Here is a 25,285-nt window from a genome sequence, read left to right as displayed (position 1 = left end):
TGCCGTCTTCGACCACGCGGCCGTGCTCCATGACGAGCACCCGGTCGGCGATCGCCACGGTGGACAGGCGGTGGGCGATGATGATGGCGGTCCGGTCGGCGAGCAGGGTCTGCAGGCCGTGCTGGACGAGCCGCTCGCCGGGCAGGTCGAGCGACGACGTGGCCTCGTCGAGGACCAGCACGGCCGGGTCGGCGAGGAACGCGCGCGCGAACGACAGGAGCTGACGCTGGCCTGCCGACACCCGCCCGCCGCGCTTGTTCACGTCGGTGTCGTAGCCGTCGGGCATGGCCATGACGAAGTCGTGGACGCCCACCGCCTTGGCCGCCGCCTCGATCTCGTCCTGGGTGGCGCCGGGCCGCCCGAGCGCGATGTTCTCGCGCACCGACCCGCTGAACAGGTACGCCTCCTGCGTCACCATGACGACGGCGCGGCGCAGGTCTGCCGACGACAGGTCCCGCAGGTCCACACCGTCGAGCCGCACGTGACCGGCCGTCGCGTCGTAGAACCGCGTGACCAGCTTGGCCACCGTCGACTTGCCGGCGCCGGTGGTGCCCACGAGCGCCACCGTCTGGCCGGCGGGGATGGTCAGGTCCAGGTCGGGGAGCACGACCGGCCCGTCGCCGTACTGGAAGCGCACGTGCTCCAGGCGCAGCTCGCCCTTCGCCGCGGGCAGCGGCACCGGCTTCTCCGGCTCGACGACGGTCGGCTCCTCCGCCAGGAGCCCCGACACCTTCTCGAGCGCGGCCGCGGCCGACTGGAACGCGTTGTAGAACATGCCGAGCTGCTGGATGGGCTGGAAGAACCGCTTCACGTACAGCAGCACGGCCACGAGCATGCCGACCTCCATGGTGCCGCCCAGCACCCGCCAGCCGCCCACGGCCAGCGCCGCCACGACGGTGACGTTGCCGATCAGGACGAGTCCGGGCTGGTAGCGGCCGTTCACGCCGAAGATGCGGAGGTTGGCCTGGCGGTACTCCTGCCCGAGGCGGTCGTACTCGGCCTCCGTGGTGGCCTCGCGGCGGAACGCCTGCACCGCGCGCATGCCCGTCATGGTCTCGACGAACTTCACGATGAGGCGGGCCGACGCCGTGCGCTGCTCGCGGTAGTACACCTGGGACTTGCGCTGGAACCACCGGGTCAGGAACCAGGCGGGGACGAACGCGCAGGCGAGCACCAGGCCCGAGCGCCAGTCCACGAGCATCAGACCGACGAACGTGAACACCATGACGAGCAGCGAGGAGACGACGCCGGTCAGGCCGCCGTCGAGCAGCTCGCGCAGGGCCTCCAGGTCGGACGTCTGCCGGGAGATGATCCGGCCCGACGTGTACGACTCGTGGAACTCCAGCGACAGGCGCTGCGTCTGGCGGAACACGCGGCGGCGCAGCTCGAGCAGCACCGTCTGCGCGATCCGGGCAGCCGCCACCCGGTAGGCGCCGATCGCCAGGCCCGCCACGACCGCGGCGATGAAGTAGGCGACGCCCACCGAGATGAGCAGGCGCGGGTCGTCGTCGCGCAGGGCGGGCAGCGCGTCGTCGATCGCCTTGGCCACGAGCCACGGACCCGCGACCTGCCCGGCCGTGGAGGCCACCACGAGGACGCCGGCCCAGGTGAGGCCCTTGCCGTGCGGACGGAGGAGGTTGCCGAGGAGCGACAGCGAGCGGGAGCGGACGGCGCGGCTGGTCGCCTTGTCGAGGCGGGTCTCGTCGTCGGCGGCCGCGTCGGTCGGACGGTGGGCCGGACGGTCGGCGGGGCGGGGGCTCACAGCGGCCTCGGCGGTCACAGGCTCTGCTCCTCGGGCTCGGTCTCTGCGTCGGTGTACGGGTCGGGCTCGAGGTCCCGGTCCCCCTCGCGGGCGTGGCTCTCGTAGTCCTCCTCGAGGCTGGAGATGATGTGCCGGTAGTGCGGGTCGCGGGCCAGCAGCTCCGTGTGCGTGCCCACGGCGGTGATGCGGCCGTCGCGGAGCACGGCCACCCGGTCGGCGAGCGCGACGGTGGACGGCCGGTGCGCGATGATCAGGCTCGTCGTGGTGCGCAGCACGTCCCGGAGGCGGGCGGTGACCGCCTCCTCGGTGGTGACGTCGAGCGCCGACAGCGGGTCGTCGAGCACCAGCACCGGCGGCCGGGCAGCCACCGCCCGGGCCAGCGCGAGCCGCTGGCGCTGGCCGCCCGACAGCGAGAGACCTTCCTCGCCGATCCGGGTGTCGATGCCGAGCGGCAGGTCGTGGACGAACTGCGCCTGCGCCACGTCGAGCGCCTCGTGCAGGCGGGCCTCCCGCTCGGCCGCGGGGAGGTCGTCGCTCACGCCGAGGAGCACGTTGTCCCGGACCGACGCCGAGAACAGGGTGGGGTCCTCGAACGCGACGGCCACCATGGACCGCACCTGCTCGCGGGTGAGGTCGCGCACGTCGGCGCCGTCGAGCAGCACCTGGCCGCCCGTGACGTCGAAGAGCCGCGGCACCAGCATCGCCAGGGTCGACTTGCCCGAACCGGTGAGGCCGACCAGCGCCGTCGTCGTCCCGGCGGGCAGGTCCAGGTCCACGTGCTCCAGCACCGGACGCTCCGCGTCCTCGTACCGGAAGGTGACGTCACGCAGGCTGACCTCGCCGGCTGGGACGGGCACGCGGACCGGCTCGGCCGGGTCGCTCACGGTGTTGGGCGTGTCGAGCACCTCGAAGTAGCGGTCGACGGCGGTGCGCGCGTTGAGCGTCATCGACAGGGTCATGCCGAGGTCCACCACCGGGCCGTTGATGACGGCGGTGGTGGCGAAGAACATCACCAGGTCGCCCAGGTCGATCTGGCCGTCCACGGCGAGGACGGTGCCGAGCACCACGCACGCCGCGATCGTGAGCTCCGGGATGAGTGTCAGGCTCGTCATGAGGCCCGCGTCGACGGACGCCTTCTTCATCTCCGTGCGGCGGAGCTCGTCGGCCTGGTCGGTGAAGGTCGCGAGCGCGTCGCGGCCCCGCCCGAACGCCTTGAGCACCCGGATGCCGTGCACGGACTCCTCGACCGTGGTGGCGAGGTCGCCCGACTGGTCCTGCGACTGGCGCGAGACGAGCCGGTACTTGCGGGAGAACCGGAAGACGATCACGACCACGGGGACGGCCCCGGCCAGGTACACCAGGCCCAGCCACCCCGCCGTGGCGACGAGGATGCCGATGCCGACCACGATCGTGGTCGCGCTGACGACCAGCTGCAGCACGCCGAAGATGAGCCAGCGGCGCAGCAGGCCGAGGTCGCCCATGATGCGCGACAGCAGCTGTCCGCCCGGCCACCGGTCGTGGAACGCGATCGGCAGGTTCTGCAGGTGGCGGAACAGCGCCATCCGCATGTCCGCCTCGACCTGAGTTCCAGGGAACATGACGAGGGTGCGGCGGAGCAGGATCAGGCCCGCCTCGGCCAGGCCGAGGACCAGCACGATGGCGACGGCCACGGCGAGGCCGCGCCAGTCGTGCTCCTGCGCGCCCGCGGCGAGCGGCCCGTTGACCACCCACCTGAGGGCCTGCGGGATGGCGAGCGCCGCGAGGCTCGCGCCGAGCGCGGACAGGAGACCGCCGACGAGGCGCGGCATGGCGGGGCGGACGAAGGGGTACAGCCGGCGGATCGAGCCGAACGTCGACAGGTCGGTCGATGCGTTTCGAGGTTCCGCGGCCGTGGCTGACGCTGGGGAGGTGGGTGTGGTTGGCATCACCCCCATTATCCCCCAAGGTCGTTAGTTAGCGTAAGCATCCATTTTGGGCGGGGCGTCCGCGCCGGCGCCCGCCGGGTCCGGCGTGGCGGCCGCCAGCGCCTCCGCGAGCGCCGCCCGGCCCGCCTCCGCGAGCGCGAGCCCCTTGTCGCGGCCGAGGTAGACGAGGCAGGCGTCCTTGGGACCGTAGGCGGACTCGAAGGTGACGCGCTCCCCCAGGTCGAAGCCCATGTCGACGGTCCTGGCGACGGCCTTCTCGTTGCGGGCGTCGGGCTCGCCGACGAGCCGGGCCACCGCCTCGGGCGCGAACAGGAACTCGATCATGGCCGGTCCCAGCACGGCCCACGCGGGCAGGAGTCCGCGCCCGCGGCCGCCGAGGAAGAAGTGGAACCCGAGGTCACCCGGCGCGGCCTCGTAGGCGGTGGCGACCGGGTCGTCCTCCGGGTGATACGCCTGCAGGAGCACCACGGGCTCGCCGTCCCAGCGCACCAGGTAGGCGTTGTGGGTGGGGAGCGACTCCACGAACTCGTAGGTCTCGCAGACCTCGTCGGGCGTGAGGTCGCCCAGCCCCCAGAAGGCGGCACGCGGCTCGGTGAACCAGCCGTGGAGCAGGGCGGCGTCTGCCTCGGGGTCGAGCACGTGGACCGTCACGGTCCCCGCGGGGCCCAGCTCGGTGCGCCACACCTCCTGGCCGCGCGACCCGCCGAGGAGGCGGTCGGTGGCGGTGGCGGGGGCCGTCGCGGGGGCCGTCGTCGGCTCGGGGGTCTGGTTCGTGGGCTCCGTCATGGGGCCACCTCCACTCTCGTGACGCGCCGCAGGCGCGCCCAGTCGGTCACGACGGGCGCGGTTCCCGCGTCCGCCCAGGTCTCCAGCTGGTCGGCGAAGTGCGGCGACCGCGGGTCGCCGCTCGCCCCGAACGGCACGCCCCAGCGGCTGCGCTCCCGGTCGGACAGGTCCCACACCCAGCGCGCGACGGACCCCCGCCACGACAGGTCCGTGGTGCCCGGCGCGGACGCCGTGCAGCGCACGGTGTCGGAGTCGCCCGCGAGCGCCACGGCGGGGACGCCGGGCGTCTCGGCGCCCGGTACGTCGGCCAGCACGTGGAGGGGGTGGAGGCGGTGAGTCTCGCCCCAGGTGACGTCCCTGTGCCCGACGCCGGTCGCTCGCCCGGGTGCGGCCGTCACCCGGGCGGCGACGACCTCAGCGAGGGCGGCCCAGGCCTCGGCGCGCGGGTCGAGCCGCTCGCCGCCGGGCCCGGCGACCAGGAAGCTGTTCCCCGTGTGGCCGTCGGAGGGGGAAGGGGTTCCTGGTCGCGGGGGGTCGGCCGGGCCGGCCGGGCCGGCGGGGCCGGCGGGGTCGGCCGGGCCGGCGGGGTCGGCGGGGTCGGCCGGGCCGGCGGGGCCGGCGGGGCCGGCGGGGCCGGCGGGGCCGGCCGCGGCAAGGATGCTCGCGAGCCCTTCTGCGACGCGGGCGGTCAGCGAGAACCACGGCGCAAAGATGACGCCGTAGCGGGCCACGGGGTCGGCGGCGGCGGTGGCGTCGGTGGCGTCGGTGGCGTCGCGCAACGGTGCGAGGACAGGGTGGGCGGCCACGCGGCGCACGAGCGCGTGCCGCCAGGCGGCGAACAGCGCCGCGCCTGTCGAGCCCGCGTCCATCCGCGCGCCGGCGTCGCACCAGGTGTGAAGCCGGCGGGCGGCGTCGAGCACCTGGGACGTGAGCTCCGTCGTACTGGCTCGCGCGGCTGCGGCCTCCGGGCGCGCGCCCTGCGTGTTCGGCAGTTCGTAGCGTGTTCGGTAGTCCGAGCTGCCGATCACGCCCCGAACTGCCGATCGAGCGAGGGTGTCGGCGGCAGGGTCCAGCCAGGACAGCAGTGCGGGCGCTCCACGGTGGACCGTGTCACCGTGCACCCGCTGCTGCGTCTCGGGCCGCTCGCCGCCGGCCGGGGCCGCAGCGAGCAGCTCCCGGATGCGGTCCGCGCGATGGGGGGCGTACGCCCAGCCGAGCGCGTGCGCCTCGCGGCCGGGCCGACGGTCCGCCGGGACACCGCCGGGCACACCGTCGCCGCCCGGCACGGCGGCCGGCTCACCGCCCGGCACACCGCCCGGCACGCCGTCACCGTGCGCCTCCCCCGCACCCCACGTCGCCGGGCGCTCGTTGGCGTCCACCGCCACGTCGGTCACGGCGACCGGCTCGGGGAGCCGAACCCAGGGCCGGGGGCGGGCGGCGTCGGTCCAGGCCGCTACCGGGAGCACCCGCTCGCGGGGCGACCGCTCGGCGAGGCGGCCGGCGGTCAGGCTGAGGATCTCGGTGCGGTCGGCGGCGAGGACCCGGTTCACGGGGTCCACCCAGCCGGTGAACGCGTCGGCGACGTCGCGCGCCGACCGCGCCCGCAGCAGGGCGCGCCACGAACCGATCCCGAGGTCGGCGCCGGCCCGCACGGGCCAGCGCACGGAGTACGCCACCTCCTCCCCGGAGCCGTCAGACGCTCCCCGGCGCACAGGCCGGGGAGCGTCTGACAACTCATCGAGGGAGCGGGCGAGCCCGGCCACCACGGGGCCTCGGGCCGTCTCCACCCAGGGGACCGTCACGGGCTCGGCGCCACGGACGAGCACCACCTCGCTGCCGGACGCGGCGGGCTCCCACCCGTCCGGGCCGTGCGCCTCCACCGCCGCCTGTGAGGGAGCCTGTCCGGGCCCACTCCAGGCACCGGGCCCGCCCCAGGCGTCGGACCAGTCGGGCAGCAGGTCCCGGTCCGCGGCACGACGGCGGAGCCGCTCCGCGAAGACCTCCGTGTGGTGGGCCATCGCGTTGGTGATGCCCCAGGCGGCATCGCCCGTGTGCCCGAAGTGCTGCACCCCGGGCACGCCGGGGAAGGCGAGCCCGACCACGTCGTACTCGTCGCACGCGAGCCGCACCTGCTGGTACACGCCGGGCAGCTCGAGCAGCCGGTGCGGGTCCCCCGCGAGGAGCGGCGCGCCGGAGGTGGTGCGCGAGCCGTGCACGGCCCAGGCGTTGGACCCGGAGGAGGGTCCGGCGTCGGCGGCGAACAGGGCGGCCAGCTGCTCAGCGGCCACCCCGGGGAAGGCCGGGCCGAGCGTGCGGGCCACGTGGTCGCGCCACAGCACGTTGGCGAACCCGCCGAACAGCACGTGCGCCACGAGGAAGACGCCGACCGGCGCCCAGGTGGGCCACGGCTCGACGTCGGGCAGCGGGCCCTCGAGCTCGGAGAGGGCGGCGAGCTCGGGGGCGCCGTGCGTGCCCTCCGCGAGGCCCGCGTTCACCCCCGCCGTGTACGCGGCGAGCCAGGCCTGCTCCGCCGAGGGCAGCGCGGCGTGCACGCGGCGGGCCGTGTCGGCGAGCCGCACCTGCACGGCGAACCGGTCCCACTCCAGCCCCGCCGGGCCGAGGCGCTCCGCGAGCCGCCCCTCGGCCCGCCACCGGTCCACCTCGATCTGCCAGCCCCGGTCCAGGGCCGTGACGTAGCCCTGCCCGTAGGCGAGCGCCCCCTCGTCGGCGGCGCGGACGTGGGGCACGCCGAGGCCGTCCCGGTAGAGCTCGAACGCGTGGGTCACCGGGCCACCGGGTTCGGCATCTCGCCGGCGTAGATGAGCGAGCCGGACTGGTCGGCGAGGTCGACCATCTGCAGCGTGTTGCGCAGCTGGAGCCGGTTCAGGCAGGAGTGCGCGAACCGCTGGGCCCGGAGGTCCACCCCGGTGCGCAGGTCCGGGTGCTCCGACCGGTGCCGGTCGATCACCTCGGCCACGAGGGCCCAGAACCGGTCCTCGCGCAGCACCCCGTCCGTGGCGAGGATGCCCGCCAGGTGCCGCAGGACGCCGTCGAACACGTCGGTGAAGATGGCGAGCGCCTTCTCGTCGTCGGGCACCACGGACCGCACCCGCTCGATGCCCTCGGGCAGCGCCCGGTCCCCCACCACGACGATCTCCTCGCCGATGTCCTTCATCAGGGTGCGCCGCACCACGCCGTCGCGGAGCACGAGGATGAGGTTCTCGCCGTGCGGCATGAAGGCGAGGTCGTGCGCGAGGAGGCAGTGCACGAGCGGGTAGAGGTACGCGTCGAGGTACGCGCGCACCCAGGCTGTGGGCGTGACGCCCGAGGCCCGCACCAGCCCGCTCACCAGCGCCTGCCCCGACGCGTCCCGGTGCAGCAGGGAGGCCATCGTGGCGAGCCGCTCCCCCGGCGCGAGGCGCGGCAGGGGCGACTCCCGCCACAGTGCCGCGAGCATCTTGCGGTGCGCGTTCGGCTTCGGCGTGCGGTGGTAGACGTCGCCGGTGTAGCCCACCGACGCGAGCTCGCGCAGCACGCCGAACCCGGCACCCTGGAGGGTCGCGTCGCCGGTCACGAGGCCCGCCACCCAGTCGTTGATCGCGGGTGTCGCGCGCATGTACGCGGGCGACAGGCCGCGCAGGAAGCCCATGTTCTGGATCGCGAGCGCCACCTTGACGTAGTGCCGCTCGGGTCGCGTCCGGTTGAGCATGGTGCGGATGGACTGCTGCGGCTGGTACTCGTCACCGCCGGGCCCGAGGGGCACGAGGTCGCCGCGCGCCACGTCCGCGGCGAACGTGAGCGGCACGCGGTGCTGCCACTGCCAGGGGTGGACGGGCAGGTAGAGGTAGCCGGCGGGGTCGAGGCCGCGGGCGGTGAGCCGGTCGGCGAACGCCTGCCGCTCCGCGCCCGACAGCTCCGCCCCGTAGTGCTCGGCCTCGGTCAGCGGGGCGCCGTCGGGTCCGGCACCGAGCGCCAGGTGGGAGTGCTCGCGGCGGGCCGCGAGCCACATGAGCCGCAGGCGCGCGCCGCGCTCGGGGGCGTAGGCGCGGTAGTCGTCGAGGGCGAAGCCGATGCGGCCGTTGTTCGCCACGAAGCCCGGGTGGCCTTCGGTCATCGCGGCCTCGACGGCCTGGAAGGCGTCGGCGGCGAGGCGGCGGTCGTCGCCGGGCTCCGGGCCGACGGCGTCCGGCACGAGCGCCGCGACGAGGCCGGCCGACGACGGCGAGGCGCCGCTCGTCTCCCGCTCGAGCTTCGCGGCCCCGCTGGCCAGCGTGGACGACAGCTCCTCCAGGTACACCGCGAGCAGGTCGTCGGGGATGTGCAGGAGCGGCTGCAGCTCGGCGACCAGCTCGAGCGCGTCGACGGGCGCCGGGGCGCCGGCGACGGTGCGCGTCAGACCTGCCTCGTCGATCACCCAGTGCTCGAGGGCGTACCGGCGGGCCGCGAAGCGGTACTCCACCGTGCAGTCGCCGGTGTCGAGGGCGAGCACGTAGTCGAGCGGCTCGTCGTGCACGTGGGACCCATCGGCGGGGGTGCCGTCGGCGCGCTCGGGCAGGAAGAGGCGCTCGTGGGTGAACTCGGCGATCGCCTTGGCGACCAGGTGGCGGTGCGCGCGTTCGCCCAGGTCAGGGCGCAGGTGCGGGGCGAGCTCCGGCCCGTCGCCGAGGGGCGACGCCGCGTAGTCCTCGCGCGTGCAGACCGACAGGGCGGCGCGCTTGCCCGGCAGCTCCACCTCGCGCAGCACGCGGAAGCCGGCGGCCGCGTTCTTGGCGGCGATCTTGGTGTTGCGCACGTCCGGCTCGACGACGACACGGAGCGCGCCGAGGCCGCCGTCGTCCGGCTCGCCCAGGCAGAACCGCATGACCGTGCCGAAGACGGCGTCCGTGAGGCCCGCGCGCGGGGCGACGGGCGGGGCGACCAGGAGGTGCATGCCCAGGTCACCCGGCAGGGCGTCGTGCACGCCCGCGAGCGCGACGTGCCGCGGGTCGTAGGTCTCGGCGAGGAACAGCGGCTCGCCGTCGAGGCGGCCGAGCCACGCGTCCTGGTGCGGGTGTGCGACCACCGAGGCGAGGTAGTCGCGCACCTCGTCGGCGGTGAGCGAGCCCATCTGCCAGAACGCCGACGCGGGGTGGGCGAGCCAGCCCTGCACCAGGGCGGCGTCGCGGGCGGGGTCGACCGGCTCGACGGTCAGGGTCCCGAGGCGGGACGGCGCGGAGAAGCGGGGCGCGGTCGCCGGGGTGGCGGGCGGCGCGGCCTCGCGGGCGGCCTGCGGGACGACGACGTCGGCGCTCACCGGGCCACCTCCGCCAGGGGTGCCTGCTGCGCGGGGTGCGTGCCGGCGTCGTCGGCGGGGGCCCCCGCGCCGGGGAGACCGAACTGCTGGAACGCGATGCGCCGCTCCACCGGGTAGACCTCCCGGCCGGTGACGCCCGCCAGGATGACGGAGTTGCGCCAGGCGCCGAAGCCCAGGTCGGGGGCGGTGACGCCGTGCGTGTGCTCCTCGGCGTTGACGACGTGGACGCGGCGGGCGTCGTCCACCGTGTAGTCGCGGGCGACGGCGAACCGGCCGCGCTCGTCGAGGTTGAGCAGGTGGCGCACCGGGTCGAGGAAGTCCGGTACGGACGACCCGTAGCCCGTGGCGACGACGACCGCGCGGGTGCGGTGCTCCGCCGTCGTGCCGAGCTGGTTGTGCCGCAGGGTGAGGATGTGCTCGTCACCGTCGGTGCGGGCGTCCGTCACCGCCGTGTCGGTGAGCAGGGTGGTCGGCACGGGGCGGCCCAGGGCGGACTTGCGGTAGAGGGTCTCGTAGATGTCGTCCACGAGGTCGCCGCTGATGCCCTTGTAGAGGTTGCGCTGCTCGCGGCCCAGGGTGTCGCGCAGGGCGCCGGGCAGGCCGTGGAAATGGTCGGTGTACTCGGGCGACGTCAGCTCGAGCGTCAGCTTCGTGTACTCCATCGGGAAGAACCGGGGCGAGCGGGTCACCCAGTCGAGGGTGAGACCGGGGCCGGCGTCGTCGAGCAGGTCGCGGTACACCTCCGCGGCGCTCTGCCCGCTGCCCACGACGGTGACCGCGCCGCTCGCGACGAGGGCGTCGCGGTTCGGGAGGTAGTCGGCGGTGTGGACCACGGGGCCGGCACCCGCCGCGCTCGCGCCGGCCAGCCCGCGGAACGCCTCCGGGACGCGCGGCGTCGTGCCCACGCCCAGGACCACGTGCCGCGCCCGGTACGTCTCCGTGCCGGAGGCCGTCTGCGCGGTCACCTCGAACCCGTCGCCGGTCTGCACGACGGCGGTCACGCGCCTCCCCCAGCGCAGCGAGGTCAGGCGCTCGCTCACCCAGCGGCAGTACTGGTCGTACTCGGACCGCAGGGGGAAGAACGACTCCCGGATGTAGAACGGGTACAGGCGGCCCGTGTGCTTGAGGAAGTTGAGGAACGAGTAGGGCGACGTGGGGTCGGCCATGGTCACGAGGTCGGCGAGGAAGGGGACCTGGATGGTGGCCCCCTCCAGCATCATCCCGGGGTGCCAGCGGAACTCGTCCGCCTGGTCGAGGAAGACGGCGTCGACGTCGGGCAGGGGGTCCGCCAGCGCGGCCAGGCCCAGGTTGAACGGGCCGACGCCGATGCCGACGAGGTCGTAGGTGCGGTTCACAGGGACTCCAGGGCCGTCTCACCCGAGCGGGCGAGACGAGGGTGGACGGTACGGCAGGGCGGGGCGTCGTCCTCGGCGAGCTCCTCGCCCGCGAGGAGACCCTGGGCAGCGGAGCGCACCAGCTCGAGGACGCCACGGACGTCGTCGAGCGTGACGTCCGGGTTGAGGAGGGTGAGCTTGAGGCAGGGGCGGCCGTCGATGACGGTCTTGGCGACGAGGGTGCGGCCGGAGTCGAACAGGACGCGGCGGATCTGCGGCACGAGCTCGTCGGCGTGCGCCGGGTCGAGGCCGTCCGGCTCGTAGCGGAAGAGGACCGTGCTCAGGTCCGTGGGGGCGAGGAGGCGGAGGTCCGGGTCGGCGTCGACCACGGCGTGGACGGCCTGGGTGAGGTCGCAGAACGCGTCGACCATCGCGCCGATACCGTCGGCGCCGAGGGCGCGCAGCGTGGTCCAGAGCTTGAGGGCGTCGAACCGGCGCGTGGTCTGCAGCGACCTGTCGACCTGGTTGGGCTCGGCGTTCTCCAGCGGGTTCAGGTAGTCCGCGTGCCAGGCGACCGGGCCCAGGTCGGCCCGCTCGCGCACGATGAGGGCGCTGGAGCTGACCGGCTGGAAGAACGCCTTGTGGTAGTCGACGGTGACCGAGCGGGCGCGCTCGATGCCGTTCAGGAGGCGGCGGCGGGCCGGGCTCACGAGCAGGCCGCAGCCGTACGCCGCATCGACGTGGAGCCAGGTGCCGGTCGCGTCGCAGAGGTCGGCGATCGGGGCCAGCGGGTCGATGCAGCCACGGTCGGTGGTGCCCGCCGTCGCGACCACCGCCATGACCGTGTCACCCGCGCGGGACGTGCTCGTCAGGGCCGCGGCCAGCGCGTCCGCGTCCATGCGGCCCGTGAGGTCGGTCGGCACGGCGACGACGGCGTCGTCGGCCAGGCCGAGCAGGAGCGCGGACTTGGCGACGCTGAAGTGGCTCGCCTCCGTGGCGAGGATGCGCAGGCGCTCGAGCGGCGCGCCCGTGCGGCGGGCCCGCTGGCGGGCCAGGAACAGGGCCTGGAAGTTGGACTGCGTGCCGCCCGAGGTGAAGACGCCGTCGGCCCCCGCCGGGTTCTCCGCCGATGCCGGCTCGAAGCCGATCCGCGACGCCGTCCACGCGACCACCCGCTGCTCCATGAGCGTCGCGACCGTGGACTGGTCGTACGTGTCGACCGACGTGTTGATCGCCGCGAGCATCGCCTCCGCCGCGACCGCGGGGATCGCCACGGGACAGTTCAGGTGCGCCGTGTAGGCGGGGTCGTGGAACCAGATGGCGTGGGTGGCGTAGAGGTCGGCCACCTCGCGGAGCGCCTCCTGCGTGCCGGCGCCCGGGGCGTCCAGGTCGACCGCGTCGACCAGCGCCTGCAGCTCGGAACGGCTCGCGCCCGAGAACGGCTGGGTGACGGCCGCGAGCCGCGCAGCGACGTCGTCGACCACGCCGTGGACCGTCGCGGCATAGTGCTCGGCGGTCGCGGTGCGCAGCAGGGCGGCGGGGTCGTACGACGCCGTCGCGGACAGTCCGCCGGCCTCGGGCAGGGCTGAGGGCATGCGAAGGGCTCCTCGGGCATGGGAAAGGGACCGGCACGTTCGCCAGGGCTACCAAGTAAGGTATGCCTGGCCTAACTTAATGGAAGCGGGGCCGCCGTCAACCCGGTGCCCGTGATCCGGTCCGGCGATTCCGTGCCACGCGCCGCCAAGCCCTTCGCACGAGCGCCCAGGATCGGTACCTTTCCGTCATGACCTCGGACAGTGGCGCGACGCAGACCGGGCACGACGTGACAGAGAACACACCCGATGTCGAGGAGGCCGCAGCCGCCTCGCAGGGCGCGGCGGCGGAGGCGGGCGCGGCGGAGGCGGCGGAGGCGGGCGCGGCGGAGGCGGCCGCCGGTTCGATCGGCGACTACAACGTGGACCGGCTCGAGCGGCTGCGCGCCCTGCTGACGGCCCCGATCAAGATCCCCGAGTCGGCGACCACCGCGGCGGCGACGGCGGCAGCCGAAGCCGCCTCCTCCGCAGGTGGCGCCGACAGTCCCGAAGGAGCGGCGCCCGGCAACGGTGCTGCGGTTGCGGACCACGGCAGGGCAGCCGGCACCGCGGCCGACGACGACTACGCCGCGCCGGTCGTGGACGTGGAGCCCGCTGCCGGCGGGGTGCAGGTGGTCGCGTCGGTCAAGGCCGCCGCGCTCGCGGCAGCCTCGGCCGCTGGGGAGTCGACGGTCTCCACCGGGTCGCTCCCCCGCGTGCCGTCCGCGGACGGCGGGTCCGCCCCGCGGACGCCCGGTGCCGGGGGGGCACGCTCGCGCCGTACCTGGGCGGACGCGTTCCTGGAGCGCCCCGTCAAGGCGCTCACCGCCGAGGAGCTGCGCGAGGAGCTCGTGACCCGGCTCGACAGCGACGCGGCGGCCGCCACCGAGGCACGCGAGGCGGCAGCGGCGCAGCTCGCCGAGCTCGCTGTCAAGGTGGCCGAGCTCCAGCAGGCACTCACGGCCGCGGCCGACGAGGCCACCGCCGCCCGCGAGGAGGCCGAGCAGGCGAAGGCCGCCGCCGCGTCCGCGACGACGACCGCCCAGACGGCGACGACCAGCAGCGGCGCGGCGACCGAGTCCGCGAACGCCGCGGCCACGAAGGCCGGGTCCGCCCGGACCCTGGCCGTGGTGGCGACGCTCGTGGGTGTCGTCGCCGCGGTGGTGGGGGCGATCCTGCCGATGTAGGGGTTGCTCGCCGGCTCGAGCAAGCGGGCGCGGGGGCGCTCGCCGCTCGAACCGACGGGCGGGGCCGGCCGACGGGGGCAACGCCGGCCAGCCCGGTCAGTGGGAGCCTGCGCCGCCCGCCGCCGGCCGGGCAGCCGTGGGGTCGTCCAGGTCCATGCCCGCCCGCAGCACGATCCGCGTCGGCGCACGCCGGGCAGCGCGACCCGCCGACGGGTGGGACGACGGGTACGACGCCGCAGGACCACCGGCGCGCAGGTCGGCACGCGACAGGTAGGTCACTCGCGGCCGCTCGCGCGCCGAGGCCACGAGCGCGGCGAACGCCCCTTCGACCGGTGACACGCCGGCCCGGATCGGCTCGTCCATCTCAGCACCCCTCTCACCCAGCGACTCGTACGTATGTTCGAGTATAGCGACCGAGAGAAGATCCGCCACCCCACGACCGGCTCGACCACGACCCTAGACGGGCCCACCCACACCCTCGGCGACCCGGGTGCGACGATGCTGCCGTGATCCTCCGGCCCGTCGCACCCGCCGACCTCGAGCGCGCCCCGGCGTGGCTCGACGGGCTTCACCTGAAGCCGGACAGCTGGCGAGACCGCTCCTCCAGGGCCGTCCTCGCCGAGGAGGGCGGGCACCTCGTCGGAGTCGCTCAGGCGTTCGCCGGGCGGGTGCACGACTCCCGGCTCTACCTCGACGTTCGGGTCCGGCCCGACCGGCGTCGCCACGGTCTGGGTACGCAGCTCGTCCGGGAGCTCGCACGCCTTCGCCCGGATCCGCGGCCCTTCCGGGCAAGGGCCCCTCACGGGTCCGCGGCCCACCGGTTCCTGGAGTCGCTCGGCGGCGGCGTCGTCCAGCGCTGCCCGCCCATGGAGGTCGAGGTCGCGGAGGCGCTCGCCGCCCTCGATCCCTGGCCCCTCCCCGACGAGATCCGCACCGTCCCGGCGCGCGACCTCCCGGTCCCTGACCTCGAACGGGCCGTGGTGGACCAGTACCGCTGGCAGCACGAGGGGTGGGCGCCGGTCGCAGACGGGTTCGAGCCGTGGCTGCTGCGGTCGGCCCAGGAGGCCGACCGAGACGCGTCCACCTGTGCCGTCGGCCCGGCGGGCGAGATCCTCGCCCTGGCACTCGCCTATCCGGACGACGATCCGCTCCCCGTCCTGACCGTGGAGACCGAGGCCCGCCATACCGCCGACGGCGAGGCCCTGGTCGCTGCATGCACTCGGGAGTCGCTGGCCGTGCTCGGGTCGGCGGGCATCGGCCGGCTGACGTTCGACGGCCACGTGTCGGACCCGCACTTCACCCAGGTCCTGGCGCGGCTCCCCGCGACGGGCGACACCGTCGTGATCCTCGATCTCCCGTAGCCGACCGGGTTGCCCGTGTGATCGGTAGTTCGGTGCGTGATCGGCAGTTCGAACTGCCGATCACGCACCGAACTACCGATCACACGGCTGAGAGGCCCAGTGCGGCGGCGGCACGCGCCCGGCATGTACGGTCTTCACCCATGGCGACCGACGACACGGCCCCGGCCGACACCTTCGAGCCCCTGACCGCCGGCCCCGGAACCCCGCGGCACGCCACCCCGCGGCAGCGCCGTGGCTGGGGCTTCCTCAACGACCTCACCGCGGAGGTGCGCCAGCAGCTCGCCCGGCTCGACCTCGCCGTCCCCGTCACCGACGCCGACCTCGACCGGGGCGACCTCGACACTCCCGCGCCCCACGCCGCGGCTCCCGCCCCGCAGGCAGCGCCCGCGAACGCTGCGCACCACGCCGACGACGGCGGCCAGGACCCCTGGAGCCTCCACGACCTCGCCGGGCTCGCGTCCAGCGCGCTCAAGATCGCCGACGGCGCGGCCGCCCAGGCCGACACCGCACGGTCCGAGGCGCACGCCGCGCTCGGGTATGCCCAGGCAGCCCAGTCCGACGCGGCCGCGGCCGTCGTCGAGGCCCGGAACGCCCAGTCGGAGACGTCGGCCGCCCGCGGGGAGACAGCCGCCGTGCTCGCGGAGCTGCAGGCCACCCGGGCCGAGCTCGCGCAGCTCGCCGCCACGACCCGCCGCAACATCACCATCGGCTGGTCCGTCGGCGGGGCGGGCCTGGCGCTCGCGGCGGTGTCCCTGGTGGTCGCCCTCCAGTAGCAGGGCCGACGCCGACCCCCGTCACGACACCCGCGTGTACGTGACCTGGCTCGCCCCGCCCTCCGGGGTGCTGTACGAGATCAGGAGCGTGTTCTCGTCCACCAGGACGTACGGGGCCGGCTGGCTGAACGCCGCCCGGACGTACTCCAGCCCGGGGAACGGGGTAATCGGGGTGCCGTCGAGGATCATCGTGCCGTCGCCGGTGAGGCCGGCCAGGACGAACGTGGAGCCGTCGTCGGTGTAGGTGGCGGTGAAGCTGACGGTCCCCGTGCCCGTCCGCTCGAACAGCGTGCACGCAGCCTGGTACCCGCCGGTCCACGTCAGGTCCTCGGCGAAGGTCATCGTGTAGTCGCCGTCGCAGTCCATCGGCGACGCGCCCGCGTCGGGCCGCATGGCGCTGACCACGTCGTCGTAGTCGGCGGTCCACGTGCCCACCAGGCTGCGCTCGCAGGCCTCCTCCAGGGAGACGGACCGCGCACGGACCGCCACGTCGCCCGGCTCCACGGCGCCCGCGGCCGCCACGCCCGGCCCCGCGCCGGCGGGAAGCAGCCCCGGCGGGGTGGTGCCGTCGGGGCACTCGCACTCGGCAGCATCGAGGCAGAACCGCACGCCGGCACCGGGCGCCAGCGGGACGGTGCCCGTGCCAGGCAGCTCGACCGCGCCCGCGACCCCGCCCTCCAGCGTCACCTCCAGGATGGCGACCCCGCTCGGGACCAGCCGCACCGGCAGGGCACCGAACCGTCCGACGGCGAGCCGCGTCTCCTCCGTGCCGCCGTCGCCCACCCGCAGGTACAGCTCGGTCCGGGCCCGGGTGATGCCCGGGCCGGTGGACTCCCACTCGGTGCCGAGGTCGGGGTAGCGCACCAGCGCCATCGCCTGGGTCCGCACCGCGTCCGCCGCGGCCATCCCGCCGAAGAGCGTCTCCACGGCCGTCGTGACCCCTTCGCCGAGCATCGGCAGCATCGTTCGCCACGGGTCCGCCCCCGCGGCCGCCGCCACCGCGTAGAGACCGATCGTGTCGTAGCTCCGGCGGTTCAGCGCCTGCTCCGGCAGGGTCAGCCAGGTGTCCCAGGGCGCGGCGCTGCTTCCCGAGCCCCCCGCGAACGCCTCCCCCGCCCACTCGGCCTGGCCCTCGATCTGCCAGTCGGGCCCCGACTCGAACGCCTCCAGGTCCGCGTCGAGCTGGAAGCAGTGCCACAGCTCGTGCGCGATGGTGCTGGTCGTCGAGGCGGTGTCCGGTCCGTAGATCGACGGGTTCAGCGCCACCCGGCACGCCGTCGGCCGCTCGCCGGTGCCGTACACGCCGGACGCCCGCCCCAGGTCGCGCATCACCCCCTCGCGCACGGTCCTGGCCCGGACCGGGAGCCGTAGGTCGTGGCCGCTGCGCTCCTCGAGCCCGGCCACGATCTGCGCCACGATCTCCCGCAGCTCCTCCCGGGTCGGCACGGCGTCCGGGTCGACGGCGCCGCCCGCGCCCTCCCGCGACCGGCCCGGCTCCACCTCCACCTCCTCCTCGCCCTCCCCGGGCTCGAGGGCCGCGTCGGCGGCCGCGACGACGTCGGCGGGCAGCTCGTCGCGGGCACCCAGCACGCGCCGGGCCGCCAGGCCGCCGAGGTCGTGGTGGTGCCCGTCGGCGGACAGGTCCAGCGGCTCCACCCCCGGCAGCGGGCCCACCTCCGCCGCGAAGATCCGCTGGGCGACGTCGAGCGGCAGCACGCCGTCGTCGTCGAGGAGCTCGCCGAGGGCGACGATCCCCGGGTCGGGCTCGGGCGAGGGCGCGGCCGACGACGGCGTCGCACCGCCCGCCCCGGCTCCGGCCGTGCAGGCCGCGAGCGCCAGGAGGGACAGCACCGCGGCGGCGGTGGCGAGCGGACGAAGAACCGGGACGGTGCCCATGGGACGGCCTTCCGGGGGGCGAATGTTCGGCAGTCCATCCCACCGCACGGTGGCGCGCGGGACGAGTGGCGGGAGGCAAGTTCACCCCCGGCGGCTGCGAGCGGGCGCCGGTCTGCCTACGGTGGCCGCAAGGTCCCAGTGAAGGAGGTTCGTCATGAGCAACCAGCCCGACGACTCGACGCAGTCCCAGGACGAGCAGGTGCAGCGTGCGGCGCCGGCATGGCCGGAGCAGCCCGGAGACCAGTTCGCGGGCGGTCCGGGTGGCGGTGACCTGCGCTCGGGCGACTCCGCGGCGGGCGGCGACGAGGGTGGTCAGGAAGCCGGCGGCGGCTCGGGGCAGGACGACCCCGACATGCCGGTGCCGGGAGAGAGCTCGTCGCAGGACTTCACCGGCGACGCGCAGCGCGGCCCGGACTGGCCGGTCCAGCCGTCGGAGGAGGTCCCCACGGACGACCCGCTGGACGAGGCCGAGAGCGCGGGCGAGTCGGAGGGGTTCGGCCAGGACCAGGGCGGCGGCCAGAGCCAGGGCGGTCCGCAGCAGGGTGGATCCGTTCCCGGCCAGCACCCGAAGGACGACCCGGACGAGGAGGGTGAGGACCGCTTCGACGCGGGCTGAGCCGAGTCCTCGTCCCCGGTCAGCTCCTCCCCCGTCTGCTGTGGGTATGGCTGTGGTGTGAATTCCGGCCGGAGTTCACACCACAGCCATACCCACAGCAGGCGCTGCAGGCGCTCTCACCCGGTGAGCACCGATGAGAACCGGGCCGCTCCGTCGTCGGATCCCGTATGGAGCACCTGCTGTCCGTCCCCGGCGCCGTCCTGTGCGCCTCCACCTGCGGCGACCCCCGCGACCCGGCCCTGCTGCTCATCAGCGGCGCGGCCTCCTCCCTCGACGGCTGGGACGACGCGCTGTGCGCGGCGCTCGCCGCCGGCGGCCGGTTCGTGGTCCGCTACGACCACCGGGACACCGGCCGCTCCACGACCGGCGCGCCGGGGAAGCCCTCCTACTCGGGCGACGACCTGACGCTCGACGCGCTGCGCGTGCTCGACGGCCTGGAAATCGAACGGGCGCACCTCATGGGCGTGTCGATGGGGGGCGGGATCGCGCAGACGCTCACCCTGGACCATCCCGAACGGGTCCTGACGCTCACCCTGGTAGCGACGTCGCCCGTGGTCGCCACGGGTCACGACCTGCCGGGGCCCGACCCCGTGGTCCAGGCGCTCTTCGCCGACCCGCCGCCGGACCCCGACTGGGCCGACGACGAGGCCGTCGCGTGGTACCTCGCCGAGGCGGAGCGACCGTTCCAGGGGGCCGGCTACGACCCGGTCCGGGCGCTGAAGACCGCGCGCCGCACCGTCGCACGGGCGCACGATCCGGCGGCTGCCGCCAACCACTGGCAGGTGAGCGGCACGGAGACCACCGGTAGCCTCGCCGACGTCGCTGCGCCGACGCTCGTGCTGCACGGCACCGCCGACCCGCTGTTCCCGCCGGCCCACGGCGAGGCGCTCGCGGAGGCGATCCCCGGCGCGCGTCTCGTCCTGCTCGACCGGATGGGCCATCAGGTGCCCCCGCCGGAGACGTGGCCCCTGGTGGTGCGCGAGGTGCTCGCTCACACGACACGCTAGGCGACGGGCCGACGGCGGGCCGTGGCGGGGTCGGGCCGACGGCGGGCCGGGCCCGGGCCGGGCGCGCTCCGGTCAGGCGCGCCGCCGCCCGGAGATCCGCATGACCACGTACAGGACGACGCCGACGAGCAGCAGTGCTCCCGCGCGGAGCCACGTCGCGCCCGACTGCTGGCTGAGGAGCAGCACGCAGCTGGCGACGCCGAGCCAGGGCACCACCGTCGCGACCCGGAAGTGGGGGTGCTCCACGTGGTCGCGACGCAGCACCAGCACCGCCACGTTGGTGCTGATGAAGACGAGGAGCAGGAGCAGCACCACGGTCTCCGCGAGCGCCGCGAGGTCGCCGGTGAAGACGAGGAGCATCGCGACGATCGTGGTGACGACGATCGCGACCCACGGGGTGCGCCGCTCGGGCAGGACCCGGCCGAGCGCCCCGGGCAGGAGGCCCTGCTCGGCCATGCCGTAGGCGAGGCGGCTGGACATGATCATGGTGAGGAGGGCGCCGTTGGCGACGGCCACGAGCGCGACGAGGGAGAACAGCCGCTCGGGCACGATCCCGGCGGCGGCCACCACCTCGAGCAGCGGCCCGCTGGAGGCGGCGAGCGTCTCGGGCGGTACGACCGTGACGGCCGCGAGCCCGACGGCGACGTACACGGCTCCAGCGGTGAGGAGCGCGCCGAAGAGCGCGCGGGGGTACACACGGCGGACGTCGCGCACCTCCTCGACCACGTTGGCCGACGTCTCGAAGCCCACGAACGAGTAGTAGGCGAGGATCGCCGCGGAGAGGACGGCCAGCGCGGGCGTGGTGCCCTCGGCGAACCGGGTGGCGCGGCCGAGGTCGCCGTCGCCCCGGCCGAGGACCACGAGGGCGAGCACGACGATGACCACGAGGCCGCTGACCTCGATGATCGTCATGACGACGTTGGCGCCGAGGGACTCGCGGATGCCGCGCGCGTTGAGGACGGCGACGGCAGCGAGGAACAGCACGGCGACCAGGCGCTCGGGAGCGTCGACGAACGCGCCGAAGTAGTCGCCCGCGAACGCGAGGGAGAGGCCGGCGGCGCTGGTGACGCCCGCGGCCAGCATGGAGAACCCGACGAGGAACGACACGACCGGCTTCCGGAACGCCCGTTCGGCGAACACGGCGGCGCCCCCGGCCCGGGGGTACTTGGTCACGAGCTCGGCGTACGACCCCGCGGTGAGCAGGGCGAGACCGAGGGCGACGAGGAGCGGCAGCCAGACGGGCCCGCCCACCTCCCCCGCCATGGCTCCGACGAGGGCGTACACGCCCGCGCCGAGGACGTCGCCCAGGATGAAGAGGTACAGGAGCCTGCCGCTCACGGAGCGCGCGAGGCGGGTCTCCGGGTCTGTGGCACCGGTCGTCATGGCTTCCAGGCTGGCACCGCTTCCGGGCAGTCGCCTCCGCGTGCCCGATATGCGCCGTGGCTGCGGGACAATGGGAGTGCCTGCCCGACGGACGGGCCAGGCGGGAGGACGCGCGATGACGACCGAGACCGGCGGCCTCGCAGGCCGCGGCCACCTGCTCCGCCTGGGGGCGCCCCGGGACACGAGCGCGGTGCGCCACCTGGTGACGTTCCTCGTGGCGAGCGTGGTGACGGTGCTCGCCACGCGGGCCTACCTCGCCGCGGCCGGCTACCCGCAGCTCGGCGGCGGCGACCTGCACGTGGCGCACGTGCTGTGGGGCGGCCTGCTCATGGCGCTGGCCATGATGCTGCTGCTGTCGTACGTGGGCCCCGCGCCGCGGTCGCTGGGCGCGGTCGTGGGCGGCGTGGGCTTCGGGCTGTTCATCGACGAGGTCGGCAAGTTCGTCACCGCCGACAACGACTACTTCTACGCGCCCACGGCGGCCATCATCTACTTCGTCACCGTGGTGCTGGTCCTGGTGGTCGAGGCGCTGCACGGTCGCCGGGAGCACCACCCGGCCGAGTACCTCGCGGTCGCGGCCGACCGGCTCGCGGCGGGCCTCGCGGGCGGCTTCACGCCGTCGGCCCGTGACGAGGCCCGCACCCTCGCGGCCAAGGGCGCGGGCGAGCCCGGGGCGGAGCTCGTCGCGGACCTGGTCGAGGCGGTGCCCGACGACGACGCCGACGTCCCCGACGTGGTGCGTTCGGGGGCGGACCGGGTGGTCCGGTGGCTCGACGCGCTCGTGGGGCGCACGTGGGGCGCGTGGCTCGCGATCGGGCTCATTCTGCTGGTGTCCGCGGGTGAGGCCCTCGTGGGGATCCAGGTGCTGGCAGGTCGGGTGCCCGGGGTGCCGGGGTGGACCGGCGCGGCCATCCTCGCGGCCGTGTCCGCGACGGTGGTCCTGCTCGCCGTCGGCGTGGTGGTGGGCCGGCGCGACGGGCTGCGCGGCGCCGTGTGGGTGCGCCGGGCGGTGCTCGTCAGCCTGCTCTTCACCCAGCTCCTGGTGTTCCGGGCCGTGCGCTGGACAGCGTCCTTCGGGCTGGTCCTGGACGTGCTGGTCTTCATGGCGCTGGAGGTCGCCCTCCGGCCGGACCGCATGGAGGCGGCGGAGGCTGCCGAGGAGGAGGCCGCCACCACGGAGCCGCCGCCGACCAGGTAGCTGTTCCCCTTCCGGCGCCCAGACGGGGAACACTTGCCTGGTCGCGCGGCCGAGCCGGCGCTCAGCCCCGCTCCACGACCTCCACCGTCAGCACGTCGCCGCTCTCCGCGCCGTCGGCCGCCTCCAGCCGGAAGACCACCTCTCCGACCAGGCCCGCAGAACGCACGGCCTCCACCAGGTCGTACTCGACCTCGGCCAGGCCCTCGCCGTCGGCCGGGGTGGTGAGCGTGCGGGACGGGTCCACCGGGAGCCCGTTGAGCAGCACCCGGTGCGCGCGCCCGGGGTGGTCGAGGTACCGCAGCCGCACCGCCGCAGGACGCTCAGGACAGCGGAGCCGGTACTCGAACCACCCGGTGGTGCTGCGCCAGTGGATGCCGCCGCCACCCCCGGCGCGCGTTCCCTCCCCCGTGAACCCGTGGTCCACCTCGGGCTGCTGCTCACCGGCGGTGACCCGGTCGAGCACCGCTGCGGCGGCCGCGTCGGCGGCGTCCAAGGCGGCGAGCCGGTCGAGGGCCCGCGCGGGGTCCGGGTCCGCGGGGAAGCAGACCGTGTACCGCTCGTCGTGGATGCCCGCGAACGGTTCGAGCAGCACCGTGCCGGGCACCAGCACGCCGTCGCGCTCCCGCACCACGGCCAGCTCGAAGGTGAGCGTCCGGCGGTCCACGACGGACGCTGCGGCCTCCGGCGGGTCAGCCACGACGATGCCGGCCTGCCGCAGCGGCACCGCCCGGCCGTGAGCGATGTGCGCCATGCGGTCCTCCCCCGCCACCAGGCCGGCGAGGTCGTCGCCGCCGTCCCGCGCGGCGAGCACCACCGGCCCGTACCGGAAGGCGACCCAGGCCGACCCGTCGGGCAGCCGCTCGGCGGTGAGCCGGGGCTGGAACCGGGCCACGACCGTCGTCGTGCCCCTCCAGGTCCTGGTCACCTCCGCGTAGCCGTCGACGACCACGGGCTCCACCGCGGACCCGTCCACGACGAGGCCCGCCAGCGTGCCCCAGGACGGGACGCGCAGGCGGACGGTGCGCTCGCGGGGCTCGGCCGAGGTGACGAGCAGGCGGGCCTCCGCGTCGAAGGGCGGCTCGGTGGACTGCTCGACGCGCAGCCCCTCCGCCGCCCAGTCGAGGACGGACGGGGTATAGAGCTCGACGCGGAGGTCCGGCCCGTCGTGCGTGTAGGCCAGCTCGTTGTACCGCGTGTGGCCCTCCAGGCCCGACCCGACGCAGCACCACATCGACACGTGCGGCCGCGAGTACACGCGGTAGTGCGCGGGCCGCATGGGCGTGAAGTACACGAACCCGCCGCGGCGGGGGTGCACCGACGAGAGCAGGTGGTTGACCAGGGCACGCTCGGCGAGGTCGACGGCGGCCGCGTCGGGCCGGCGGTCCAGCCGCAGGCGCGCGAGCTCCACGAGGTTGTGGGAGTTGCAGGTCTCCGGGCCCTCCCGGTCGGTCATCACCTCGGTGAAGTCCGACGCCGGGTGGAAGTGCTCCCGCACGCTGTTGCCACCCACCGGCAGGGTCCGGCGCTCCACGACCGACGACCAGAACGCGTCGGCCGCCGCGGCGAACCGCTCCTCGTCGGCGAGGCGCTGATAGCCGAGCACCTTCGGGATCTGGGTGTTGGCGTGCAGCCCGTCGAGCGGGTCGTCGCCCGCGGCGAGCGGGTCCAGCAGCCGGCGGTGGGCCAGCCTGCGCCCCTCGGCGACGTAGTCCTCGCGCCCCACGAGCCTGCCGAGCTCGACGAACGTCTCGTTCAGCCCGCCGAACTCGGCCCTCAGGACCTGCTCCACCTGCTCGCCGGTGAGCGCCTTCGTGACAGAGAGCCACCAGTCGGCCCAGCGCACCGCCATACGGAGCGCCCGCTCGGAGCCGCCATGGGTGGCGGCGTCCACGAGCCCGGCGAACGTCTTGTGCAGGTTGTAGACGGGGACCCAGCGACCGTTGAGGTTGAACAGGTCGGAGTCGATCTGCCCGCTCGCGAGCTCCTCGCCCAGCGCCGGACCATCAGGGACCCCACCGACGTACCCGGTCCCGACGGCGTCCTGGCACCGCTCGAGCACGTCGAGGAGGTGCTCCAGGCGCTCGCGGAGCACCGGCAGCCCCGTGACAGCCCACAGCTTGGCGTGGGCCGAGAGGGCGTGCCCGCCGATGTGGCCGTCGAGGCCCCCCGACTCCCAGTCGCCGTACCGCGCGGCCTCGGCGGGCAGCCCCGCACCCGCCAGGAACGGCGCGAGAAGGCGGTCCAGGTCGAGGTCGAGCACCGCCTCGAGCGCCCGCTGCTGCGCCTCGGCGAAGCGCCCGGGGCCGAGCCGGACGGCGCCGAGCGGGAACGTCCGGCCGGACGTGGCGGGCTGGGCGGTGGTCGTGGACAACGCGGCTCCTCGGGGTGGGACGTGCCGCCCGGCGGCAGCGCGGGGCGGACCGGGACACGGTAACCGAGCCCCTCGCCGGCACAGTCACTCCGTCCGACGACGGCGCTGTCTCGGCGCTACGGCCCCGCCGAGACAGCGCCGTCGCCCGACAGGGGCACTGTCTCGGCGCAGGGACGACGTCGGCCCCCGGCCCCCGGCCCGCGCCCGCAGCGTGGTCACCGCGCGATCGTGAACCCGCCCGTCCAGGGGATCGCCTCGGTGATGGCGAGGCCCATCTGCAGGTAGCCGACCGCCTCGAGCTGGCGCGCGGACGCGAGCGGCCCGGCATCCACGCCCTGCGCGCCCGAGGCCGTGACGAGGTCGATGACCTCGCGCTTGGCGTCGGGGTCGTCACCCGCGACCAGGACCGTGACGGGCGCGTCGCCCACGCTCCCGGCCGACAGCGTGGCGGCGAAGTTCGTGTTGAACGCCTTGACGACCCGCGCCCCCGGGAGCGCCGCCGCCAGCTCGGCGGCGGCGCTCCCCGCCTCGATGTCCACCGGCGTGAAGGTCTCGAAGTCCACGGGGTTCGTCAGGTCCACCACGACCTTGCCGGCGAGCTGGTCTCCGTACCGGGAGGCCACGTCGGCCAGAGCGGGGTACGGGACCGCGAGCAGGACGATGTCGCCGGTCAGCGTCCCGGGATCGTCGTCGTGCCCCACGGGCTGCACCTGGGCGTTCGCCCGCTCCGCGAGGTCGGAGAGCGCGGTACCCATGTTCCCCGTGCCGATGATGCTGATGCTGGTCATGGACGTGCTCCTTCGTCCTCGACGGTTCCGGACG

General features: G+C 75.0%; 18 protein-coding genes. 6 read left to right on the top strand and 12 right to left on the bottom strand.

All coding sequences use genetic code 11. The features are described from left to right. The 7 genes from AC060K_RS10285 to AC060K_RS10255 form a co-directional block, all read right to left on the bottom strand. A partial coding sequence (locus tag AC060K_RS10285; RefSeq protein ID WP_483765333.1) for an ABC transporter ATP-binding protein occupies positions 1 to 1,762 on the bottom strand: 1,762 nt, incomplete at its 3' end. Between the two features lie 14 nt (positions 1,763 to 1,776). Then, entirely contained in the window at positions 1,777 to 3,687 is a 1,911-nt protein-coding gene (locus AC060K_RS10280; protein ID WP_483765078.1) for an ABC transporter ATP-binding protein, read from the bottom strand. Between the two features lie 24 nt (positions 3,688 to 3,711). Beyond that, complete coding sequence (locus AC060K_RS10275; protein ID WP_483765079.1) at positions 3,712 to 4,473, bottom strand: GNAT family N-acetyltransferase; 762 nt, start codon at positions 4,471 to 4,473, stop codon at positions 3,712 to 3,714. Next, complete coding sequence (locus tag AC060K_RS10270; protein ID WP_483765080.1) at positions 4,470 to 7,259, bottom strand: penicillin acylase family protein; 2,790 nt, start codon at positions 7,257 to 7,259, stop codon at positions 4,470 to 4,472. Before AC060K_RS10270 ends, AC060K_RS10275 begins: the two co-directional genes overlap by 4 nt. After that, entirely contained in the window at positions 7,256 to 9,766 is a 2,511-nt protein-coding gene (locus AC060K_RS10265; protein ID WP_483765081.1) for a GNAT family N-acetyltransferase, read from the bottom strand. Before AC060K_RS10265 ends, AC060K_RS10270 begins: the two co-directional genes overlap by 4 nt. Then, complete coding sequence (locus AC060K_RS10260) at positions 9,763 to 11,121, bottom strand: lysine N(6)-hydroxylase/L-ornithine N(5)-oxygenase family protein (RefSeq protein ID WP_483765082.1); 1,359 nt, start codon at positions 11,119 to 11,121, stop codon at positions 9,763 to 9,765. The genes AC060K_RS10265 and AC060K_RS10260 overlap by 4 nt, the downstream gene beginning before the upstream one ends. After that, positions 11,118 to 12,695 carry a pyridoxal phosphate-dependent decarboxylase family protein gene (locus AC060K_RS10255; protein ID WP_483765083.1) on the bottom strand — a complete coding sequence of 526 codons (1,578 nt, stop codon included), beginning with the start codon at positions 12,693 to 12,695 and terminating at the stop codon, positions 11,118 to 11,120. The genes AC060K_RS10260 and AC060K_RS10255 overlap by 4 nt, the downstream gene beginning before the upstream one ends. A 188-nt stretch (positions 12,696 to 12,883) precedes the next feature. Between AC060K_RS10255 and AC060K_RS10250 the strand changes: the two genes are divergently transcribed. Beyond that, on the top strand, positions 12,884 to 13,858 hold the full coding sequence (locus AC060K_RS10250; protein ID WP_483765084.1) for a hypothetical protein: 975 nt from the start codon (positions 12,884 to 12,886) through the stop codon (positions 13,856 to 13,858). Between the two features lie 96 nt (positions 13,859 to 13,954). Here the strand turns inward: AC060K_RS10250 and AC060K_RS10245 are convergent, their stop codons facing one another. After that, on the bottom strand, positions 13,955 to 14,221 hold the full coding sequence (locus tag AC060K_RS10245; protein WP_483765085.1) for a hypothetical protein: 267 nt from the start codon (positions 14,219 to 14,221) through the stop codon (positions 13,955 to 13,957). A 143-nt stretch (positions 14,222 to 14,364) separates the two neighbouring features. On the opposite strand from AC060K_RS10245, the gene AC060K_RS10240 reads away from it, so the two are divergent. Next, positions 14,365 to 15,219, top strand: a complete 855-nt coding sequence (locus AC060K_RS10240; protein ID WP_483765086.1) for a GNAT family N-acetyltransferase — start codon at positions 14,365 to 14,367, stop codon at positions 15,217 to 15,219. Positions 15,220 to 15,359: 140 nt separating this feature from the next. After that, the gene (locus AC060K_RS10235; RefSeq protein WP_483765087.1) at positions 15,360 to 15,992 is read left to right on the top strand and encodes a hypothetical protein; all 633 of its coding nucleotides are present in this window, start codon (positions 15,360 to 15,362) and stop codon (positions 15,990 to 15,992) included. A gap of 21 nt (positions 15,993 to 16,013) precedes the next feature. Here the strand turns inward: AC060K_RS10235 and AC060K_RS10230 are convergent, their stop codons facing one another. Then, positions 16,014 to 17,888, bottom strand: a complete 1,875-nt coding sequence (locus AC060K_RS10230; protein ID WP_483765088.1) for a hypothetical protein — start codon at positions 17,886 to 17,888, stop codon at positions 16,014 to 16,016. A 154-nt stretch (positions 17,889 to 18,042) separates the two neighbouring features. On the opposite strand from AC060K_RS10230, the gene AC060K_RS10225 reads away from it, so the two are divergent. Both AC060K_RS10225 and AC060K_RS10220 read left to right on the top strand, forming a co-directional pair. Beyond that, positions 18,043 to 18,504, top strand: coding sequence for a hypothetical protein (locus tag AC060K_RS10225; RefSeq protein ID WP_483765089.1), 462 nt, complete (start codon positions 18,043 to 18,045; stop codon positions 18,502 to 18,504). A gap of 167 nt (positions 18,505 to 18,671) precedes the next feature. Then, complete coding sequence (locus tag AC060K_RS10220; protein ID WP_483765090.1) at positions 18,672 to 19,511, top strand: alpha/beta fold hydrolase; 840 nt, start codon at positions 18,672 to 18,674, stop codon at positions 19,509 to 19,511. Between the two features lie 72 nt (positions 19,512 to 19,583). Here AC060K_RS10220 and AC060K_RS10215 read toward each other — a convergent pair whose 3' ends face one another. Then, positions 19,584 to 20,894: an APC family permease gene (locus tag AC060K_RS10215; RefSeq protein ID WP_483765091.1), complete on the bottom strand. Its 1,311-nt coding sequence runs from the start codon at positions 20,892 to 20,894 to the stop codon at positions 19,584 to 19,586. A 115-nt stretch (positions 20,895 to 21,009) separates the two neighbouring features. On the opposite strand from AC060K_RS10215, the gene AC060K_RS10210 reads away from it, so the two are divergent. Continuing rightward, positions 21,010 to 22,092 (top strand): hypothetical protein, encoded by a 1,083-nt coding sequence (locus tag AC060K_RS10210; protein WP_483765092.1) that lies wholly within the window; start codon positions 21,010 to 21,012, stop codon positions 22,090 to 22,092. A 61-nt stretch (positions 22,093 to 22,153) separates the two neighbouring features. Here the strand turns inward: AC060K_RS10210 and AC060K_RS10205 are convergent, their stop codons facing one another. Together AC060K_RS10205 and AC060K_RS10200 are read right to left on the bottom strand one after the other, a co-directional pair. Continuing rightward, positions 22,154 to 24,463 (bottom strand): beta-L-arabinofuranosidase domain-containing protein, encoded by a 2,310-nt coding sequence (locus AC060K_RS10205; RefSeq protein WP_483765093.1) that lies wholly within the window; start codon positions 24,461 to 24,463, stop codon positions 22,154 to 22,156. Between the two features lie 215 nt (positions 24,464 to 24,678). Then, on the bottom strand, positions 24,679 to 25,251 hold the full coding sequence (locus AC060K_RS10200) for an NADPH-dependent F420 reductase (protein WP_483765329.1): 573 nt from the start codon (positions 25,249 to 25,251) through the stop codon (positions 24,679 to 24,681). Between the last annotated feature and the right edge of the window lie 34 nt (positions 25,252 to 25,285).

It is taken from the genome of Antribacter sp. NEAU-D49 (assembly GCF_057158775.1).
The sequence above is the reverse complement of the archived record's forward strand: the minus strand, read 5'-3'. Positions and strand labels throughout refer to the sequence as shown.

What these genes read in the sequence shown, in the direction of transcription:
- AC060K_RS10280 (WP_483765078.1), bottom strand. Translation starts at nt 3,687, where the DNA reads ATGCCAACCACACCCACCTCCCCAGCGTCAGCCACGGCCGCGGAACCT.
- AC060K_RS10275 (WP_483765079.1), bottom strand. Translation starts at nt 4,473, where the DNA reads ATGACGGAGCCCACGAACCAGACCCCCGAGCCGACGACGGCCCCCGCG.
- AC060K_RS10255 (WP_483765083.1), bottom strand. Translation starts at nt 12,695, where the DNA reads ATGCCCTCAGCCCTGCCCGAGGCCGGCGGACTGTCCGCGACGGCGTCG.
- AC060K_RS10250 (WP_483765084.1), top strand. Translation starts at nt 12,884, where the DNA reads ATGACCTCGGACAGTGGCGCGACGCAGACCGGGCACGACGTGACAGAG.
- AC060K_RS10245 (WP_483765085.1), bottom strand. Translation starts at nt 14,221, where the DNA reads ATGGACGAGCCGATCCGGGCCGGCGTGTCACCGGTCGAAGGGGCGTTC.
- AC060K_RS10235 (WP_483765087.1), top strand. Translation starts at nt 15,360, where the DNA reads ATGGCGACCGACGACACGGCCCCGGCCGACACCTTCGAGCCCCTGACC.
- AC060K_RS10230 (WP_483765088.1), bottom strand. Translation starts at nt 17,888, where the DNA reads ATGGGCACCGTCCCGGTTCTTCGTCCGCTCGCCACCGCCGCCGCGGTG.
- AC060K_RS10225 (WP_483765089.1), top strand. Translation starts at nt 18,043, where the DNA reads ATGAGCAACCAGCCCGACGACTCGACGCAGTCCCAGGACGAGCAGGTG.
- AC060K_RS10220 (WP_483765090.1), top strand. Translation starts at nt 18,672, where the DNA reads ATGGAGCACCTGCTGTCCGTCCCCGGCGCCGTCCTGTGCGCCTCCACC.
- AC060K_RS10215 (WP_483765091.1), bottom strand. Translation starts at nt 20,894, where the DNA reads ATGACGACCGGTGCCACAGACCCGGAGACCCGCCTCGCGCGCTCCGTG.
- AC060K_RS10210 (WP_483765092.1), top strand. Translation starts at nt 21,010, where the DNA reads ATGACGACCGAGACCGGCGGCCTCGCAGGCCGCGGCCACCTGCTCCGC.
- AC060K_RS10200 (WP_483765329.1), bottom strand. Translation starts at nt 25,251, where the DNA reads ATGACCAGCATCAGCATCATCGGCACGGGGAACATGGGTACCGCGCTC.